Annotated in this window: 14 protein-coding genes; 8 read left to right on the top strand and 6 right to left on the bottom strand. The window is 63.7% G+C overall.

Annotated features, from left to right (window positions below):
- Positions 1–68 precede the first annotated feature (68 nt).
- From HCZ87_RS14690 to HCZ87_RS14680, 3 genes are read right to left on the bottom strand one after another with little or no spacing between them, the layout of a single operon-like run.
- Complete coding sequence (locus HCZ87_RS14690; protein ID WP_167644809.1) at positions 69–842, bottom strand: LamB/YcsF family protein; 774 nt, start codon at positions 840–842, stop codon at positions 69–71.
- A 25-nt stretch (positions 843–867) separates the two neighbouring features.
- Positions 868–1,893, bottom strand: a complete 1,026-nt coding sequence (locus tag HCZ87_RS14685) for a biotin-dependent carboxyltransferase family protein (RefSeq protein WP_167644807.1) — start codon at positions 1,891–1,893, stop codon at positions 868–870.
- Positions 1,890–2,660 (bottom strand): allophanate hydrolase subunit 1, encoded by a 771-nt coding sequence (locus HCZ87_RS14680; RefSeq protein ID WP_167644805.1) that lies wholly within the window; start codon positions 2,658–2,660, stop codon positions 1,890–1,892. The genes HCZ87_RS14685 and HCZ87_RS14680 overlap by 4 nt, the downstream gene beginning before the upstream one ends.
- A gap of 199 nt (positions 2,661–2,859) precedes the next feature.
- On the opposite strand from HCZ87_RS14680, the gene HCZ87_RS14675 reads away from it, so the two are divergent.
- From HCZ87_RS14675 to HCZ87_RS14655, 5 genes are all read left to right on the top strand, one after another.
- Complete coding sequence (locus tag HCZ87_RS14675; RefSeq protein WP_167644803.1) at positions 2,860–4,134, top strand: amidohydrolase family protein; 1,275 nt, start codon at positions 2,860–2,862, stop codon at positions 4,132–4,134.
- A 510-nt stretch (positions 4,135–4,644) separates the two neighbouring features.
- A complete protein-coding gene (locus tag HCZ87_RS14670; protein ID WP_167644801.1) occupies positions 4,645–6,069 on the top strand; it encodes a circularly permuted type 2 ATP-grasp protein in 1,425 nt (474 codons plus the stop codon).
- A gap of 5 nt (positions 6,070–6,074) precedes the next feature.
- A complete protein-coding gene (locus HCZ87_RS14665; protein ID WP_167644799.1) occupies positions 6,075–7,016 on the top strand; it encodes an alpha-E domain-containing protein in 942 nt (313 codons plus the stop codon).
- A 4-nt stretch (positions 7,017–7,020) separates the two neighbouring features.
- Positions 7,021–7,818, top strand: a complete 798-nt coding sequence (locus tag HCZ87_RS14660) for a transglutaminase family protein (RefSeq protein WP_167644797.1) — start codon at positions 7,021–7,023, stop codon at positions 7,816–7,818.
- A 7-nt stretch (positions 7,819–7,825) separates the two neighbouring features.
- Positions 7,826–8,566: a proteasome-type protease gene (locus HCZ87_RS14655; protein ID WP_217701969.1), complete on the top strand. Its 741-nt coding sequence runs from the start codon at positions 7,826–7,828 to the stop codon at positions 8,564–8,566.
- A 16-nt stretch (positions 8,567–8,582) separates the two neighbouring features.
- Here HCZ87_RS14655 and rtcR read toward each other — a convergent pair whose 3' ends face one another.
- The gene (rtcR, locus tag HCZ87_RS14650; protein ID WP_167644795.1) at positions 8,583–10,145 is read right to left on the bottom strand and encodes an RNA repair transcriptional activator RtcR; all 1,563 of its coding nucleotides are present in this window, start codon (positions 10,143–10,145) and stop codon (positions 8,583–8,585) included.
- Between the two features lie 175 nt (positions 10,146–10,320).
- On the opposite strand from rtcR, the gene HCZ87_RS14645 reads away from it, so the two are divergent.
- Together HCZ87_RS14645 and HCZ87_RS14640 are read left to right on the top strand one after the other, a co-directional pair.
- Positions 10,321–11,877, top strand: a complete 1,557-nt coding sequence (locus tag HCZ87_RS14645; protein WP_167644793.1) for an RNA-binding protein — start codon at positions 10,321–10,323, stop codon at positions 11,875–11,877.
- A 559-nt stretch (positions 11,878–12,436) separates the two neighbouring features.
- Positions 12,437–13,849, top strand: coding sequence for an RtcB family protein (locus tag HCZ87_RS14640; RefSeq protein ID WP_167644791.1), 1,413 nt, complete (start codon positions 12,437–12,439; stop codon positions 13,847–13,849).
- Positions 13,850–13,887: 38 nt separating this feature from the next.
- On the opposite strand, the gene HCZ87_RS14635 is transcribed toward HCZ87_RS14640, so the two are convergent.
- Together HCZ87_RS14635 and HCZ87_RS14630 are read right to left on the bottom strand one after the other, a co-directional pair.
- Positions 13,888–15,240, bottom strand: a complete 1,353-nt coding sequence (locus HCZ87_RS14635; RefSeq protein WP_254868657.1) for a sensor histidine kinase — start codon at positions 15,238–15,240, stop codon at positions 13,888–13,890.
- Between the two features lie 5 nt (positions 15,241–15,245).
- Positions 15,246–15,917: a response regulator transcription factor gene (locus tag HCZ87_RS14630; protein WP_167644787.1), complete on the bottom strand. Its 672-nt coding sequence runs from the start codon at positions 15,915–15,917 to the stop codon at positions 15,246–15,248.
- A 148-nt stretch (positions 15,918–16,065) separates the two neighbouring features.
- Here HCZ87_RS14630 and HCZ87_RS14625 point away from each other — a divergent pair.
- On the top strand, positions 16,066–16,802 hold a 737-nt coding region (locus HCZ87_RS14625), incomplete at its 3' end, for a tricarboxylate transporter (RefSeq protein ID WP_167644785.1).

Raw genomic sequence — 16,802 nt, 5'->3', positions numbered from 1 at the left:
CCAGATCACGTCAAATGGGCGGGAGCCGCCCCCTCCTCTCTCGCCGCGCTGGCAGCAGCGCCGCCGAGCTAGAGTGGCGCTCCGTCAAAGCGGCGCAGAGAGATCCCGTTTGCCTCCAACGCGCGGCGCACGCTGCGGGCGATATCCAGGGCTTCCGGCGTGTCGCCATGCAGGCAGATCGTGTCGATGCGCGTGGGGATGCGGCTGCCATCCTCGGCGAGGATCGCGCCCTCCGCAACCATCTTTGCCACCCGCTGCCCAGCCAGATCCGCATCATGGATCACCGCGCCGGGCAGCGACCGATCCCGCAAGGAGGCATCGGCGTTATAGGCGCGGTCGGCAAAGATCTCGCAGGCCACCGGGCAGCCGATCTCCGCTGCGGCGGCCTGTTGCTGGGTGCCGGCCATCACCATGATGATCAGCTCCGGCGCCACCGCCAGCGCCGCCTCATAGCAGGTGCGGGCCATCTCGCGGTCTGCCGCCGCCATATTGGCCATCGCCCCGTGCAGCTTCAGATGCCGCACCTCTGTCCCTGCGGCGCGGGCCAGCGCCTGCGCCGCGCCGATCTGATATTGCACCAGATGCGCCAGGCTCTGATGGGGCAGATGCATGTTGCGCCGGCCAAATCCCTGAAGATCGGCAAAGCCCGGATGCGCGCCGATCCCAACCCCGCGCGCCGCGGCTGTCGCCATGGTCTGCGCCATCACGTCCCAATCCCCGGCATGAAAACCGCAGGCCACATTGGCCGAGGTCACCACCTCCAGAATGTCCGCATCGCGCCCCATGACCCAGGGGCCGAAGCTCTCTCCCATATCGGCGTTCAGATCAACGCTGCCTGTCATATGCTTTGCCCCTCCGCGGGCCTGTTCAGTTCTCGAAATCCAGATCATCCCCGGCGGTAACGCCGCTGACCAGCTGGTAAGACAACAGATCGCGCAGCGTGGCCGGGTCGCGCAACAGCGGTCGCAGCTGGCCCGGCAGGCGCGCACGCGCCTCGGCGACGCGGCGTTCGATCTCGACCGCCTCGGGGAGCGAGACCAGCGCAAAGCGGAAGGTCGTGCCCGCCTGCGCCTGCGCCACGCGCGGCAGATCCGACGGCAGCACCGAGCCGATGCGGGGATAGCCGCCGGTGGTCTGGCATTCGCTCATCAACACATAGGGCGTTCCGTCGCCGGTGACCTGGATATCCCCCGGCGCGATCACCTCGGACAGGACGCTGAGCCCGCCATCCAGCGCAAAGCCCGCGCCCTCGGGCAGAAGGCGCACGCCCATGCGGTTGGCGCGGCTGTCGCGGGTAAAGACCGTGTCCTGAAAGCGCGCAAGCTCGGCTGCGCCAAAAAGCCCGGTCTGAAGGCTGGGCAGCATCCTGAGCGTGCCGCCATCCAGACGCGGCTCGGGTTCCAGCGCCATATTGACGGCCCCTCCCCGATCCGTGCCGATGGGCAGCACGTCCCCTGCCTGCACCCGCGCGCCGAGGCCGGAGACCAGATGCGCACTGCGCGCGCCCAAGAGCGGCGGCGTGGCGATACCGCCGCCAAGATGCAGATAGCCATAGGAGCCCGCCCGCACCGCGCCAATGGTCAGAACCGCCCCTTTGGGCAGCAGATGGCTGGCGTTCCAGCGCAGGGCGGTCCCATCATCGAGCGCGGCGGACATGGGCGCGCCGGTCAGCGCGATGCGCATGTCCTCGGATGCCTGAAACCTGCCGCCCAGCCCGGCCAGCTCCAGCGCAGCCAGCTCCGGGTCCTGCCCCAGAAGCGCCGCGCCTTCGGCCAGGGCCAGCTTGTCGGCGGCCCCGCCAGCCGACAGCCCATAGACCAGATAGCCGCTGCGCCCCATGTCCTGCACCGTGAGGCCCGGCCCGGCCTGCAAGACCGTCAGCGCGCGGCTCATGGCAGAGCCTCCCAACGCGCGCCACCATCTGGCCCTGCCGCCGCAAGGGCCGCGTAGTGCTCGGGTGGGATCGGGTCGAACAAAACCTCGTCACCCGGGCGCAACACGAAGGGGTCCGGCGCATCGGGGCGGAACAGGCGAAAGCGGGTCTGGCCGATGTGGCGCCAGCCGGTGGGGGTGCTCACCGAGAACAGAACGATCTGGCGGATCGCCACCACCACCGCGCCTTCGGGCACTTGCGGGGTCAGATCGGTTTGGCGCGGGATGTCAAAGGCCGGGGGCAGCTCGCCCAGATAGGGCTGCCCCGGGGCAAAGCCGATGGTCTGCACCCGCAGGCGGGTCTCGGCGATCTGGCGCACGGCCTCGTCAGCGCTGAGCCCGGCGCGGGCGGCGGCCTCGGGCAGTTGCGGCGCCAGATCCCCGCCAAAAACCGTCGGCACCCGCCAGAGCTTGCGCCCCTCGGGCAAGGGCTGCGCGTACCAGTCGTGCTCGGCCAGCAGGGTCTCGACCTGCGCCTGCATCCGCGCATGATCACAGCCCAGCGGATCAAACCGCAGATAGGTGGAGACCAGCGAGGTGGAAGTTTCCAACACCGCCGACCAGCCGGCACGCTCCAAAGCCGCACGAAAGGCCAGGGCGGCCCGGTTTGCGGGCTCGCTCAGGCTGTCGGCAAAGCGCACAACGATGCCGTCAAAGCCGGTGAGGGCCACACGCGGCCAGCGCCCGGCACCATCCTGCTGCGGCGAAACAAGCGAAGTCTCTGTCATGGCGTATGACTGCCAGCGGCCAGCGCGAAACGCCAGCCCCAAATGCACAGGCGGGCTGCTGTTTCTGGGCAAGCCCCTGCCCGCTTCGTGGACCCGCCGCGTGGTCCGCCTTGATGCGGCACGACATCCTGTCCATGCTGGCGCCGGGTCAGGTGCCGCAGCGCGCGGAGGCTGCCATATCGCGAGGGAGAGAGTGAGAATGTTTGACCTGATCATCAAAGGCGGCACCCTGCCGGAGGGCCGCCGCGCCGATATCGCCATCACCGGGGAGCGCATCGCAGCTATTGCCCCCGACATCAATGCCGAGGCGCGCGAGGTCATTGACGCCAGCGGCGATCTGGTCGCGCCGCCCTTTGTCGATCCGCATTTCCACATGGATGCGACGCTGTCCTATGGCACGCCGCGGGTGAATGCCTCTGGCACCTTGCTGGAGGGCATCGACCTCTGGGGCGAGCTGCGCGATCTGGCCACGATTGACGAGATGGTGGAACGCGCGCTGACCTATTGCGACTGGGCGGCGTCCATGGGCCTCCTGGCGATCCGCAGCCATGTGGACACCACGCCCGACCACCTCAACACCGTCACCGCGATGCTGGAGCTGCGCGACAAGGTCAAAGGGTATATCGACCTGCAACTGGTGGCCTTCCCGCAGGATGGGCTCTATCGCAGTGTAACCGGCCGCGAGAACCTGATCCGCGCGCTCGATATGGGTGTCGATGTGGTGGGCGGCATTCCGCATTTTGAACGCAGCATGGCGGCGGGGGCGGAGTCGGTGAAAGACCTCTGCGAGATCGCCGCCGCGCGCGGGCTGATGGTCGATATCCATTGTGACGAGACCGACGATCCGCTGTCGCGCCATGTGGAAACCCTGGCCTATGAGACCCAGCGCCTTGGCCTGCAAGGGCGGGTCGCGGGCAGTCATCTGACCTCGATGCATTCGATGGACAATTACTATGTCTCCAAACTGCTGCCCCTGATGGCGGAGGCCGGGCTCTCGGCGATCCCCAATCCGCTGATCAATATCGTGCTGCAAGGGCGGCATGACACATTCCCCAAACGGCGCGGGCTGACCCGGGTGAAGGAGATGCAGGCGATGGGCATTCCCGTCGGCTGGGGACAGGATTGCGTGCTGGACCCGTGGTACTCGTTGGGCACCGCCGACATGCTGGACGTGGCCTTCATGGGGCTGCATGTGGCGCAGATGACCCACCCCGAGGAGATGACCCGCTGTTTCACCATGGTCACCGAGACCAACGCGCAGATTATGGGGTTGCAGGAGTATGGCCTACACAAAGGCGCGCTGGCCTCGCTGGTGGTGCTGGATGCCGCCACCCCGACCGAGGCAATCCGCCTGCGCCCGGCGCGGCTGGCGGTGGTGGCCAAGGGCAAGGTCATCGCGCGAAGCAGCCGGGGCGATGCGCGCCTCTCCCTGCCCGGCCGCCCGGAGATGATCCGCCGGCGTCGCCTGGACTAGGCTCAGGACCCATTAATCCTGCGCCACTGGTTTGTCAGTTTTTTGTCCTGACAACGAGCAATGCTGAAGGAATAGTGGTTCTATTTCAAGGAATTGAGAGGCGGTCAGGACAAAAAACCGTCAAATCCGAAGGACGCGAAATCCACTTCATCTCAGCACTTTGGCCTGCTTGGAAATAGAACCACTATTCCCGGCGCAGACCAAAGCACTGATCTTTCGTGGATTTCGCGCCAGTGATGCAGGATTAATGGGTCCTGAGCCTAGGCCGCAAGGTCGCAACACTGCGATCATCGGACGATATGCGACGGGGTGCGACAGGCATGCGGCAAGACGCTTGCCAGAACGCAGAGCGGCACCTAGCATTTCATATATGATTAAAATTCACTCATATCGGTAATTCGTGCCGCGCGATTATACAAAGCCCCCAGTCCAGCCCCTTGCGCATATCGCTTGCGATGTATCATCGCAAAGCGCCCCTCTTAGCTTGGACTGCCAGCGAGGAGAGAAGGCATGACCGCATCAAATTATTTTGACGAAATGTGGGGCACCGAGGAGCAGCTGCGCGCGCCTTATCGCTCCGTGCATGATTGGATCACCAGCGAGGACCCGGCGCGATTGCGGGCCAAGCAGCGCGAGGCCGAGGAGCTGTTTCGCCTGACCGGGATCACCTTCAACGTCTATGGCAAGGCGGAGGCCGAAGAGCGGCTGATCCCCTTTGACATCATTCCGCGCGTCATTTCCGGCACCGAATGGAGCCGCCTGTCACGCGGCATCGAACAGCGGGTGCGCGCCATCAACGCCTTTTTGCACGACATCTATCACAAGCAGGAAATCGTAAAGGCCGGGCGCATCCCGCAGGAGATGATCAGCAAGAACGCCGCCTATCTGCCGCATATGATCGGCGTCACGCCCCCCGGCGGTGTCTATACCCATATCGTCGGGATCGACCTGGTGCGCACCGGCCCGGGCGAGTTTTACGTGCTGGAAGACAATGCCCGCACCCCCTCCGGCGTCAGCTATATGCTGGAAAACCGCGAGACCATGTTGCAGATGTTCCCGGACCTGTTTTCGCAAAACCGGGTGCTGCCGGTGCAGAACTACCCTGTGGACCTGCGCCGCTCGCTGGCGGCCTGCTGCCCGGATCGCACCTCTGACAAGCCGGTGGTGGCGGTGCTGACGCCCGGCATCTACAACTCCGCCTATTTCGAACATGCCTTCCTCGCCGACCAGATGGGGGTCGAGCTGGTCGAGGGTCATGACCTGCGGGTGATGGACGGGCGCGTGGCGATGCGCACCACCAAGGGATACAAGCCCATTGATGTGCTCTATCGCCGGGTGGATGATGACTTCCTCGACCCGCTGAATTTCAACCCAGAAAGCGCCCTCGGCGTGCCGGGGATCATGGATGTCTACCGCGCCGGCGGCATCACGATTGCCAATGCCCCCGGCACCGGCATCGCCGACGACAAGGCGATCTATAGCTATATGCCCGAGATCGTTGAATTTTACACCGGCGAGCGCCCCATCCTCCAAAATGTGCAGACCTGGCGCTGTTCCGAACCGGAGGCGCTGTCCTATGTGCTCGACAACCTGGAGGAACTGGTGGTCAAGGAGGTGCATGGCTCTGGCGGCTATGGCATGCTGATCGGCCCTGCCGCCTCCAAGAAAGAGCTCGCCGCCTTCCGCCGCAAGCTGAAGGCCCGCCCCGGCAATTACATCGCGCAGCCAACGCTGAGCCTGTCGACGGTGCCGATTTTCTCGCGCGCGGGGCTCAGCCCGCGGCATGTGGATCTGCGGCCCTTTGTGCTGGTCAGCCCGGGCAAGGTGCAGGTCACCCCCGGCGGATTGACCCGCGTGGCGCTGAAAAAAGGCTCTCTGGTGGTGAATTCCTCTCAGGGCGGCGGCACCAAAGACACCTGGGTTCTGGAGGACTGACGACCATGCTGGGAAAAACCGCCAATGGGCTGTTCTGGATGTCCCGCTACCTGGAACGCGCCGAAAACACCGCCCGGCTGATCGAGACCGGCCAGAGGATCGCCCTCACCCGTCTGGGCACCGACGACGAGGAATGGGCCTCGGTGCTGCGCTCCGCCGGGGTGCTGAAGGGGTTTGAAGCCTCCGGTCAGGCGCTGACCAAGGACGCGGCGCTGAACTGGATGCTGAGGGCGCGGGAGAACAGCTCCTCCATCCTCACCTGTATCGAGAGCGCGCGGCAAAACGCGCGCCTGGTGCGCACCGCCATCACCGGCGAGGTCTGGGAGGCGATCAACGCCACCTATATGACCAACCAGCAGCTGCTGTCCCGCAAGGTGTCAGAGCGCGACCTGCCCGCCGTGCTGCGCCAGATCCGCCAGAACACCGCGCTGGTGCGGGGCATGATACATGGCACCATGATGCGCAACGAAATGTATGACTTCCTGCGCATCGGCACCTTTCTGGAACGGGCCGACAACACCGCGCGGATTCTGGATGTGAAATACTATGTGCTGCTGCCCTCGGTCGATGCGGTCGGCAGCTCCATCGACAATGTGCAATGGGAGAGCATCCTGCGGTCCGTCTCTGCCCGGGGCGGGTTTCGGATGGAATATGGTGCTGGCGCCGGGCCGCAGGAGATCGCGCATTTCCTGATCCTCGACAAGCGCATGCCGCGCAGCCTCGCCTTTTGTGTCAGCAAACTGAAAGACAACCTGCGCTATCTCAACGCCACCGCGCCCCGCCCGTCCGAGGCCCAGAAGAAGATCGACCAGCTGGAGCGCCGCTATCTGCTGCATGATGTCTCGGCGATCTTTGACTTCGGCTTGCACGAATACATTCAGGATGTACTGCGGGGCCTCTCCGGCATCTCGCGGCAGATCGAAATTGACAACCGGTTTTATGAGTGATGCCATGCGCCTGAAAATACACCACGTGACACGGTATCGCTTTGAAACCCCTGTCACTTTCGCCCTGCAACAGATCCGTAAAACCCCCAAGGGCACAGCGGCGCAGACCGTGCGCGACTGGAGCACCCGGGTGGTGGGCGGCCGCAAGGAGCTGTCGTTTGAGGATCACCACAACAATGTGCTGGAGCTGATCAGCTACGAGCGCAACGCCACCGAGGTCGAGATCATCTCGGAGGGCACCGTGGATCTGATCGAGACCCATGGCGTGATCGGTCGCCACCGCGGGCCCGCGCCGCTCTGGCTCTATGAGACCACGACACCGCGCACCGAGGCGCGCAGCGGCGTGCGCAAATTGCTGCGCGGCATTGACGAGAGCCAGCCGCTGGAGGCGCTGCATGCGCTGTCGGAGCGCATCCGCAACGAGATCGCCTATGAGATCGGCGCCTCTGATGCAGGCTGGAGCGCCGAAGACGCCATCGAGGCCGGGCGCGGCGTCTGTCAGGACCACGCGCATGTGTTTATCGCCTGCGCCCGCAAACTGGGCATCCCTGCCCGCTATGTCTCCGGCTATCTGATGCTGGATATGCAGACCGCGCAGGACGCCATGCATGCCTGGGCAGAGGCCCATGTGGAGGGGCTTGGCTGGGTCGGTTTTGACATTTCAAACGGCATTTCCCCCGATACGCGCTATGTTCGGGTCGCAACAGGGCTGGACTATTCCGACGCGGCACCGGTATCTGGCACACGGATCGGCGGCGGTGACGAACGGCTGGAGGTCCAGATAGACGTAGCGCAGCAGTGAGGCCCTGATGACCTATTGCGTGGGAATGATCCTGAACGAGGGGTTGGCCTTCATGTCCGACACCCGCACCAATGCCGGTTTGGACAATATCTCGACCTTCAAGAAAATGTCGGTCTGGCAGCAGGACGGCGACCGGGTCATCACGTTGCTGTCCTCGGGCAACCTCGCGACCACCCAGGCGGTGATCAGCCTGCTGGACGAGCGCACCAAATCGCCCGCGGATCGGGTGCCCTCGCTTTATGGGGTGCCGTCGATGTTTCAGGCCGCGACCATGGTGGCCGATACCCTGCGCGAGGTGATCGACCAGCACCGCGAAGCCGGGCAGCAGGCCGACAATGCCTTTCGCGCAACCTTGATCCTCGGCGGGCAGATCGCCGGGGGACCGCCGCGGCTGTTTCTGATCTACCCCGAGGGCAATTTCATCGAGGCCAGCGCCGACACGCCGTTTTTCCAGATCGGCGAAACCAAATACGGCCGCCCCATTCTGGTGCGCGCCTATCACCCGGAAATGAGCTTTGAGGCGGCAATGAAGCTGATGCTGGTCAGTTTTGATTCCACGGTGAAGGCCAATCTCTCGGTTGGGGCGCCGTTTGATTTCCATCTGTATCGCACCGATAGTTTTGAGATCGGCCATCAAGGGCGGATCGAGCCGGACGATACCTATTTCCAACAGATCGCCCTGGGCTGGAGTGATGCGCTGAAAAACGCGCTCGACAGCCTGCCGGATTTTGAGATCGGCCAAAGCTGACGGCGCGTGCCCGGCCCTAGAGGGCGCCCCATTCCAGATCGAATCTTGCAAGGTATTTGCGCAGCCGGTCCGCGTCGTTCTGCGTCTTGCGCTTGCCGCGCGACACCGAAAACAAGGCGCGTCCGGCGGCGCTGAGGCTGGGCGCCGCGCGGCAGGCCCGGATGACTTCGGCCAATTGCACCAGATCAAACGGATCCACCTCAGAGGCCGCCTCCCCCATCACCTCCGCCACCAAGGTGATGTCACCCTTGCTCTGGGCCGAGTTCCAATCCGCGCGCAGCCCCTCGATTTCGGCTGCGACCATCGCCTTGGTGATGCGACCCCGAGGCGCCAGCGTGCAGAGACGGCGGATGGAGCCCGAGAAATCGCGAAAGTTCCCCGGCCAAGCGGTGCCCGGATCGGTGGCAAAGGCCAGATACTGCTGGCGTGCATCGGCGTTGAACCCCACATGCCGGCCCAGGTTGCGCTCGCACCGTTCCAGCTCGTGCAGCAAATTGGGCTCGATGTCCTCGATACGCTGACGCAGCGGCGGCAGGGTGAAACGCCATGTGGTCAGGCGCGCCAAGAGATCCGGGCGAAACTGCCCGGTGGCGGTCAGGCTGCGCAGATCCCTGTTGGCACCGGCGATCAGGTGAAACCGGCTGGAAATTTCGTGATCAGAGCCAAGCGGATAAAAGCGCCCGGTCTCAATGGCATGCAGCACGACCGACTGCATATTGAGGCTGAGTTCATCGACATCATCGAGAAACAAGACACCGCCATCGGCCTCGCGCAGCAGCCCGCTGCGCTCGCTCCCCGCCGCGCCCATATAGGAGCGGCGCTGACCAAACAGCGTCGCCATCGCATCCGGGCCGTTCAGGGTGGCGCAGTTCACATGCACCAGCCGCCCCTTGATGCGGCGACGATCCAGTTTGAGGCTGTGAATGCGCTCGGCCAGCTCGGTCTTGCCGGTGCCGGTTTCGCCAAGCAGCAGGATCGGTTCATCGGATTGGCTGGCGACCAGCTCCACCCGGTCAATAAGCGCGTTATAGGCCGCGTTGCGCGTCTCGATCCCGCCCCTCAACTGGTCGCTGTATTCGCGCGACATCTGGTCAAAGCGCTGCTGAAGCGCGTTGTACCGGCTTAGGTCCAGGTCGATGACATCCAGTGTCGGCTGGTCCTGATCGGATCGGGGCGGGCCGGTCTGGATCAGCCGCGCCGGCAGGTGGCGGCTTTCGGTCAGCAGGAACCAGCAGATTTGCGCCACATGGGTGCCAGTGGTCAGATGCACATGGTAGCGCTCGCGCGCGTCATCAAACCCATAGGCGCGCGCAAAATCGAAAAGCTTGCCGTAGACCTCCTGGAAATCCCAGGGGTCGTTCAGGTCCAGCTGGTGAAGCAGCACCTCCGTGGCGGGCGCGCGCTCCTCGATCTCGCGCTGGACCTGCTTCGCAAGGCGATTGAACCGCATGTCATAGAGAATTTCGAGCCGGTCCACCTTGAAATGATCATGGCTGACAAGGCTGAGGGTCGGCCGCCAGCGACGTTTCCTGCCCATGTCGAGCTGGGTTCCGAGAAAACCAATAACCACATTCTTCATGAAACTATCCAATGATATAAAATACGATACTTATGGATAAGATACAGGGGAGGAGGAGGAATCAAAACGGAATTTAAAACATATAAATCAGATACTTAGTTATATTTTCGATTTTCTTTCTTCCCGCCGGATCGCTATGCCAAAACATCCTCACAAACCAATGAGGATCAAAGACATGGCGAACAAATCCGTGTTTGCATCGATGAAAGGCCCGTTGCTGCCGAAAGCGACCGCAAGGAATGCCCACCGCGCACCAGCCTACGCCTATTCCGATGCCCATGCCCTGGCGCAGGTCGCGGTGACCGGCACATTTGGCGGCATGGCTTATCAGTCGCCGCAACAAGAGCTAAACCGCGTTCTGACGCTGGCAGAGGCCGTTGAGCCGCGCTACCTGGCGCAGGCCGCGATCTATGCCCGCCAGGCCGGCCATATGAAGGACATGCCGGCCGTCTTGCTGGCGGTTCTGGCGCGGCGTGATCCGGTGCTGTTTCGTGCGGCCTTTGGCCGTGTGGTCGATAGCGGCAAGATGCTGCGCAGCTTTGTGCAGGTCATGCGCTCTGGCCAGACCGGCCGGAAATCCCTGGGCACCGCGCCCAAGGCCATGGTGCAGGGCTGGCTGAATGCTGCCTCTGACTGGGCACTCCTGAATGCCAATATCGGCAATGATCCGTCTTTGGCGGATGTGATCAAGATGGTGCATCCGAAACCGGCGTCGCCGGAGCGCGACGCATTGTTTGCCTGGATCGTCGGGCGCCCCTGCGATCTGGCGCTGTTGCCGCAGGCGGTGCAGGACTGGATGGTGTTCAAGGAAACCGGCAAGGGAGCGTTGCCCGAGGTGCCGTTCCAGATGCTGACGCAGCTGGAGCTGTCCCCCACCCATTGGGCGCAGATCGCGCGCAATGGCTCCTGGCAGATGGTGCGTCAGAACCTGAACACCTTTCACCGCCATGGCGTGTTCGAGGTGCAGCGCAACGTGCATCAGGTGGCCGCACGGCTGCGGGACCAAAAGCAGATCAGGGCGGCCAAGGCCTTTCCCTATCAGCTGATGGTGGCCGCGCGGACCGTGACCCGCGAGATGCCGCGTCAGATCGTGGATGCGCTGCATGACGCGATGGAAATCGCGGTGCGGAACGTGCCGCAGATCAAGGGGCAGGTTGTTGTGTGCCCGGACGTATCCGGCTCCATGACCATGGCCGCGACCGGCTATCGCAAGGGGGCGACCTCGACCGTGCGTCACGTGGATATCGCTGCCCTCGTGGCGGCGTCCTTCCAGCGGGCCAACCGGGCGTGCGAGGTTCTGCCGTTCGACTTTGACGTGCGCGAGATAGGTCTGGAGCCGCGCGACACGATCCTGACCAATGCCGAGCGTCTGGCTGCTCTGGCGGGGGGTGGAACAAACTGTTCTGCGCCGCTGGCCTGGCTGAACCATCACAAGCACAGCCCGGATCTGGTGGTGTTTGTGTCTGACAACCAGTCCTGGGTGGATGCCCGGGCCGGCGGTCAGGGAACGGCGATGCTGAAGGAATGGGGGGCGATCAAGCGTCGCAATCCGAGCGCCAAGCTGGTCTGCATCGACATCGCGCCCTACGGCACCACGCAGGCGCAGACGCGCGAGGACGTGTTGAATGTCGGCGGCTTCTCGGATGCGGTCTTTGACCAGATCGCGGCCTTTGCCTCCGGTCAGACCGGCCCGGACCATTGGGTTGGCGAGATCGAGCGGATCGAGCTGTAACCAGACCTCCGGGCGGGCAACTGCCCGGGGGCGCCAGACAAGAAACACTCAGGCGGAATGCCTGTGGGACTACATTAAATAACATGCTTCGTCTCACAATCCGACTTGTCCGCCTGACCCGAATTGAAAGGAAACGCTCGGCGAATGCCGGTGGAACTACAGACTCCAATCTCCGTGTCGCGGGTTCGAATCCCGCCATCGCAGCGCGATGTAGCTCAGTCAGGTAGAGCAGGTGTTTCACCAACCTTTGTCGCCGAGACCCTATCAAAAACAACACCCCTGGCGAATGCCGAAGGAACTACATGGCACAAACCGGGATAGGTCGAGCGGGTTCAACTCCCCTCCGTGCCGGCGCCCACATGGCAAACGCAGTTGCCCATTCAACTGCGGGGCGGGCCTCCCGACTGTTTCTTCACTTTTGTCGCCAGGGCCTGAAAAGGCCGCAAGGGCAAGGCCCAGACCAGCGCCTTGCCCGCCGCGGATCGCTCAAGGTCACGCCCTGAGCGCAGGACTTAATTGAAACGACCGGGGTTCGGGAACGAACCGGAGGACGAATATCATGGAAGGCAACACAATCGCCCCGGTCACGGGGGAAGATCTGAAAGACTGGGGCCATCGCCCTGGCACGCAGTTCCCGGCCCTTCTGGCACGCGCCAATGACATGCGCGCCGAGGGCTTTGGATTGGTGCGCATCCGCCAAGAGCTGGAGCGCGAGAAACCCCCGGCACCGGTGACGATGGACCTGCACGCCCCCGGCGCGGTGGCGTTTCACGAGAACATCGACGCCGATCACCCGGATGAAGCGGACAATATCATCAAGGTTCGCGAGACGATGACCGAGGTAATGCAGACGCCAACGATTGTCGCGGGAGCCATCATGCCCGACGCCTGTCCGGCGGGGCCGGTCGGCACGATCCCGGTTGGCGGCGTGGTTGCGGCGCGCAATGCGATCCATCCGGGGATGCATTCGGCTGACATTTGCTGTTCCGTCATGATCACCGATCTGGGTGATGCCGATCCCGGGGCGGTGCTGGATGCGGCGCAATCGGTCACGCATTTTGGACCCGGTGGTCGGGCGCAGGGCAAGCGTTTCACCACCTCGCTGAAGCTGCTGGATGCGTTTCGCAAAAACGCGTTTCTGAATTCCCCGAAATCCCTGCGCATGGCGCAGGAGCATATGGGCACGCAGGGCGACGGGAACCATTTCCTGTTTGTCGGGCGTTCGCGCAAGACGGGGCGCACGGCGATGGTCACCCACCATGGCTCGCGCGGGCCGGGGGCGGTGCTCTATAAGCATGGCATGCATGTGGCTGAGAAATTCCGCAAGAAGCTGTCGCCCAAGACCGCCAAGCAGAACGCCTGGATCCCGGCAGACACCGAAGAGGGGCGCGCCTATTGGGAGGCCTTGCAGCTGATCCGCAAATGGACCAAGGCCAACCACAATGCCATCCATCAGGCCACGGTCGAGGCGGCAGGGGTCAGCGATGTGGGCGCGCGGCTCTGGAACGAGCATAACTTCGTCTTTAAACGCGGCGATCTCTATTATCACGGCAAGGGGGCGACCCCGGCCTGGGAGGGATATGCGGCGGATGCGACGGGGCTGACGCTCATTCCGCTGAACATGTCCGAACCGGTGCTGGTGGTGCGCGGCAAGGATGCGACGCATGGGCTTGGCTTCAGCCCGCATGGCGCCGGGCGCAACTTCTCGCGTTCCGAACACCGGCGCCGGATGGGATCGGTCACGCCCGAGCAGATGATGCGGGCCGAGACCAAGGGTCTGGACGTGCGCTTTCATGCCGGAGCCGTGGATCCCTCGGAGCTGCCGTCGGGCTACAAGAACGCCGACAATGTGGTTGCCCAGATCAAATCCTACGATCTGGCCGAGATCGAGGACTACATCGACCCCTATGGCTGTATCATGGCGGGGGATGTGCCCCCGGTCTGGAAGACCAGGAAAACGGGCCGCCGGTAAGCCCCGGCGCGCCCCGTTCTGACCATGGATGCTGCGGGTTAGCCCACGGCCTGGCGCGGGAACCGAAGGCAGAACTTCGTTCCTGTCTCGCCCGGCGCGACATCCACGCGCCCTTGGTGCCGCAGCATCACCTTTTCGACAATGGCCAGCCCCAGGCCCGAGCCCTCGCCGCTTTGCAATTGCGAGAACCGACGAAAGGCGGTGCTGATCTTGTCGGGCGGGATGCCGACGCCATCATCCTCGATCACGACCACCGCGTCGCCCGCCTCGGCGCGGGTCTGCACGACGATGCCGGTCATCTCTGTGCCGCCGTGTTTCAGAGCGTTTTCAAGCAGGTTGATCATGGCCTCGCCCACAAGGATGGGATTGCCGAGCACAAGCAGCGGCTCCGCCGCCGGGGTGAGGGAGAAATCCAGATCCCGCGCAAGCGCCCGGGCGGCAAAATCGCGGCAGACCTCCTCCACAACCGTGTTCAGGTCAAAGGATGTCATCGCCGTGCTCTCATTATACCGAAGCCGCTCCAGCGACAGCAGCTGCTCCGAGAGCCGCGCGGATTTGCGGGCGGCGTGGATCAATTGATCCTCGCAGTTTGCGCGCTCTGCCCCGTCCTGCATCTGCGGCAGCGTTTCCGCCAGGGTCAGGATCGCCGCTGCGGGATTGCGCAGCTGATGCGCCGCGTCCGAGATAAAGGCCTGATGCGCCTCAAAACTGTCCTGCACCTGGCCCAGCAGCCGGTTCAGGGTGGCGACAACGCCAGAGACTTCATGCGGCACCGCGCGGCGGATCGGGCCCAGCTCGTCAGGGGAGCGCTGCTGGATTGCCGCCTGCAAGTCGTTCAGCGGGCGCAGGCCGATCTGCACCCCGAACCAGACGACCAGCGCGAGCGCCGCCATCAGACCCGCCATCAAGGCCGCCGCCCGCAGCGCCAGCTCCTGGGCAAAGGCGCGCCGGTCGCTGACGCGTTGCCAGACCGTCACAATGGTATCGCCGGTCAAGATGCCGATGGTGCGGTTTTCGATCATGCGCAGCACGCGCATGTCCTCGCCGCGATAGGTCGCGAAATAATAGGACGGAAGATCCCGCGCCACCGGCGTCTCGGGGCGCGGCGGATAGGCATAGCCGGTCACATAGACCCCGCCCGGCCCGGTCACGTGATAAAAGAGCTCACCGCCGCCCGCATCGGAGATAACCCGCCGGGTGCTTGGCGACAGCGCATCCCCCTCGGAGATCGCCACATCGCGCGAAATCGCCAGGGCGGCGGAGAGGAGCGCACGGTCGAAGAGCTCCTCGGAGGTGTGCTGCGCCACCTCGAACCGCCACCAGCCCAACAAGCCCGACACCACAAAGAGCGGCGGCAGAATGACGAGGAACAGCCGCAGACGCAGCGACATCGCCCTCATGAGCCGTTGAGCTCCAGCATATAGCCGAGCCCGCGCGCGGTCTTGATCTTGATGCCGAAAGGTTCGAGCCGCTTGCGCAGCCGCGAGACATGCGGCTCGATCGCGCTGTCTTCGGCGTCGGAGCCGGTGCCATAGACATGGGTGATCAGCTGCGCCTTGGACACGATCCGTCCGCGCCGTTCCAGCAGGCATTCCAGGGTGGAGATTTCCTTGCGCGGAATGTCGAGCGCCTGATCGTCCTTCAGGAGCTGGCGCGAGGTGCGGTCAAAGACCAAGGGCCCCAGCATGTCCCGCGCGGCAAATTCCAGGTTCTTGCGCCGAGCCATGGCGCGCAGCCGCGCTTCGAGCTCGTCCATCTCGAAGGGTTTGGTCAGATAGTCATCCGCGCCCGCATCCAGCCCCGCGACACGTTCGGCGGTCTCGGAGCGGGCCGTCAGCAAGATCACCGGCGTGCCGTCACCACGCCGCCGCAGCGCCCGCAACACGTCAAGGCCATCCATGCCCGGCAAATTCAGGTCGAGCACCACCAGATCGGCGCCCTCCTGGGCCAGGAATTCATTCGCAGCATTGCCATCATGCAGCAGGTCCACCGCATGCCCGCGGTCCCGCAGCCGAAAAGCGATTCCTCCGGCCAATGCTTCATTATCTTCGATTACAGCGATGCGCATGGTTACTTCTTTGTCATGATGCGCAAGTTTCACGCAAGGTTGGAACCGCATTGTAGCGAGGTTGGAGGAGGGAATCATTCCCTTGAAGTGAAAGTACATGGAACATCGGGGCTTTGTCCCGGTGCGACCGGTCGACGGGAGGACACCAATGACCATCAAAAAATTCGCAACCACTGTTGCAGCCGCCGCAATGCTGGCAACGCCGGCACTCGCCGAAGTCGATTTTTCCGGCCAGACCATCGAGTGGGTTATCCCCTTCTCGGAAACCGGTGGCTCGGCCAAATGGGCCAACTTCTTTGCGCCGCTGCTGGCGCAGGAGCTGCCCGGCAATCCCACCGTTGTGGTGAAGTTCATGCCCGGTGCCGGCTCCACCAAAGGGGCAAACTGGTTCCAGGAACAGACCTATGACAACGGCACGCTGTTGTTTGGCACCTCCGGTTCCACCCAGTTCCCCTATCTGCTGGGCGATCCGCGCGTGCGCTATGAGTATTCCGACTGGGTGCCGGTGATGGCCTCCGGCACCGGTGGCGTCGCCTATCTGAACGCCGAGGACGGCAAGAAATTCGACGGCTCCGCGAACAACCTCAAGGATATCGACTTCATCTATGGCAGCCAGGGCGCAACCCGCCTTGACCTGGTGCCGCTTCTGGCCTGGGAAATGCTGGGCATGAACGTCGAGCCGGTCTTTGGCATCAAGGGGCGCGGTGACGGCCGCCTGATGTTCGAGCGCGGCGAAGCCACCATCGACTACCAGACCTCCTCGGGCTATCTCGGCGCCTCTGCCGATCTGGTCGCGCAGGGCAAGGCCGTGCCGATGATGACCTGGGGCGCGCTGGACAACGACGGCAACATCGTCCGCGATCCGACCTTCCCCGACATCCCGAC

This window comes from Phaeobacter sp. HF9A, assembly GCF_011806385.1.
Taxonomy (GTDB): domain Bacteria; phylum Pseudomonadota; class Alphaproteobacteria; order Rhodobacterales; family Rhodobacteraceae; genus Epibacterium.
The sequence above is the reverse complement of the archived record's forward strand: the minus strand, read 5'-3'. Positions and strand labels throughout refer to the sequence as shown.

What these genes read in the sequence shown, in the direction of transcription:
- HCZ87_RS14690 (WP_167644809.1), bottom strand. Translation starts at nt 842, where the DNA reads ATGACAGGCAGCGTTGATCTGAACGCCGATATGGGAGAGAGCTTCGGC.
- HCZ87_RS14685 (WP_167644807.1), bottom strand. Translation starts at nt 1,893, where the DNA reads ATGAGCCGCGCGCTGACGGTCTTGCAGGCCGGGCCGGGCCTCACGGTG.
- HCZ87_RS14680 (WP_167644805.1), bottom strand. Translation starts at nt 2,660, where the DNA reads ATGACAGAGACTTCGCTTGTTTCGCCGCAGCAGGATGGTGCCGGGCGC.
- HCZ87_RS14675 (WP_167644803.1), top strand. Translation starts at nt 2,860, where the DNA reads ATGTTTGACCTGATCATCAAAGGCGGCACCCTGCCGGAGGGCCGCCGC.
- HCZ87_RS14670 (WP_167644801.1), top strand. Translation starts at nt 4,645, where the DNA reads ATGACCGCATCAAATTATTTTGACGAAATGTGGGGCACCGAGGAGCAG.
- HCZ87_RS14665 (WP_167644799.1), top strand. Translation starts at nt 6,075, where the DNA reads ATGCTGGGAAAAACCGCCAATGGGCTGTTCTGGATGTCCCGCTACCTG.
- HCZ87_RS14660 (WP_167644797.1), top strand. Translation starts at nt 7,021, where the DNA reads ATGCGCCTGAAAATACACCACGTGACACGGTATCGCTTTGAAACCCCT.
- HCZ87_RS14655 (WP_217701969.1), top strand. Translation starts at nt 7,826, where the DNA reads ATGACCTATTGCGTGGGAATGATCCTGAACGAGGGGTTGGCCTTCATG.
- rtcR (WP_167644795.1), bottom strand. Translation starts at nt 10,145, where the DNA reads ATGAAGAATGTGGTTATTGGTTTTCTCGGAACCCAGCTCGACATGGGC.
- HCZ87_RS14645 (WP_167644793.1), top strand. Translation starts at nt 10,321, where the DNA reads ATGGCGAACAAATCCGTGTTTGCATCGATGAAAGGCCCGTTGCTGCCG.
- HCZ87_RS14640 (WP_167644791.1), top strand. Translation starts at nt 12,437, where the DNA reads ATGGAAGGCAACACAATCGCCCCGGTCACGGGGGAAGATCTGAAAGAC.
- HCZ87_RS14635 (WP_254868657.1), bottom strand. Translation starts at nt 15,240, where the DNA reads ATGTCGCTGCGTCTGCGGCTGTTCCTCGTCATTCTGCCGCCGCTCTTT.
- HCZ87_RS14630 (WP_167644787.1), bottom strand. Translation starts at nt 15,917, where the DNA reads ATGCGCATCGCTGTAATCGAAGATAATGAAGCATTGGCCGGAGGAATC.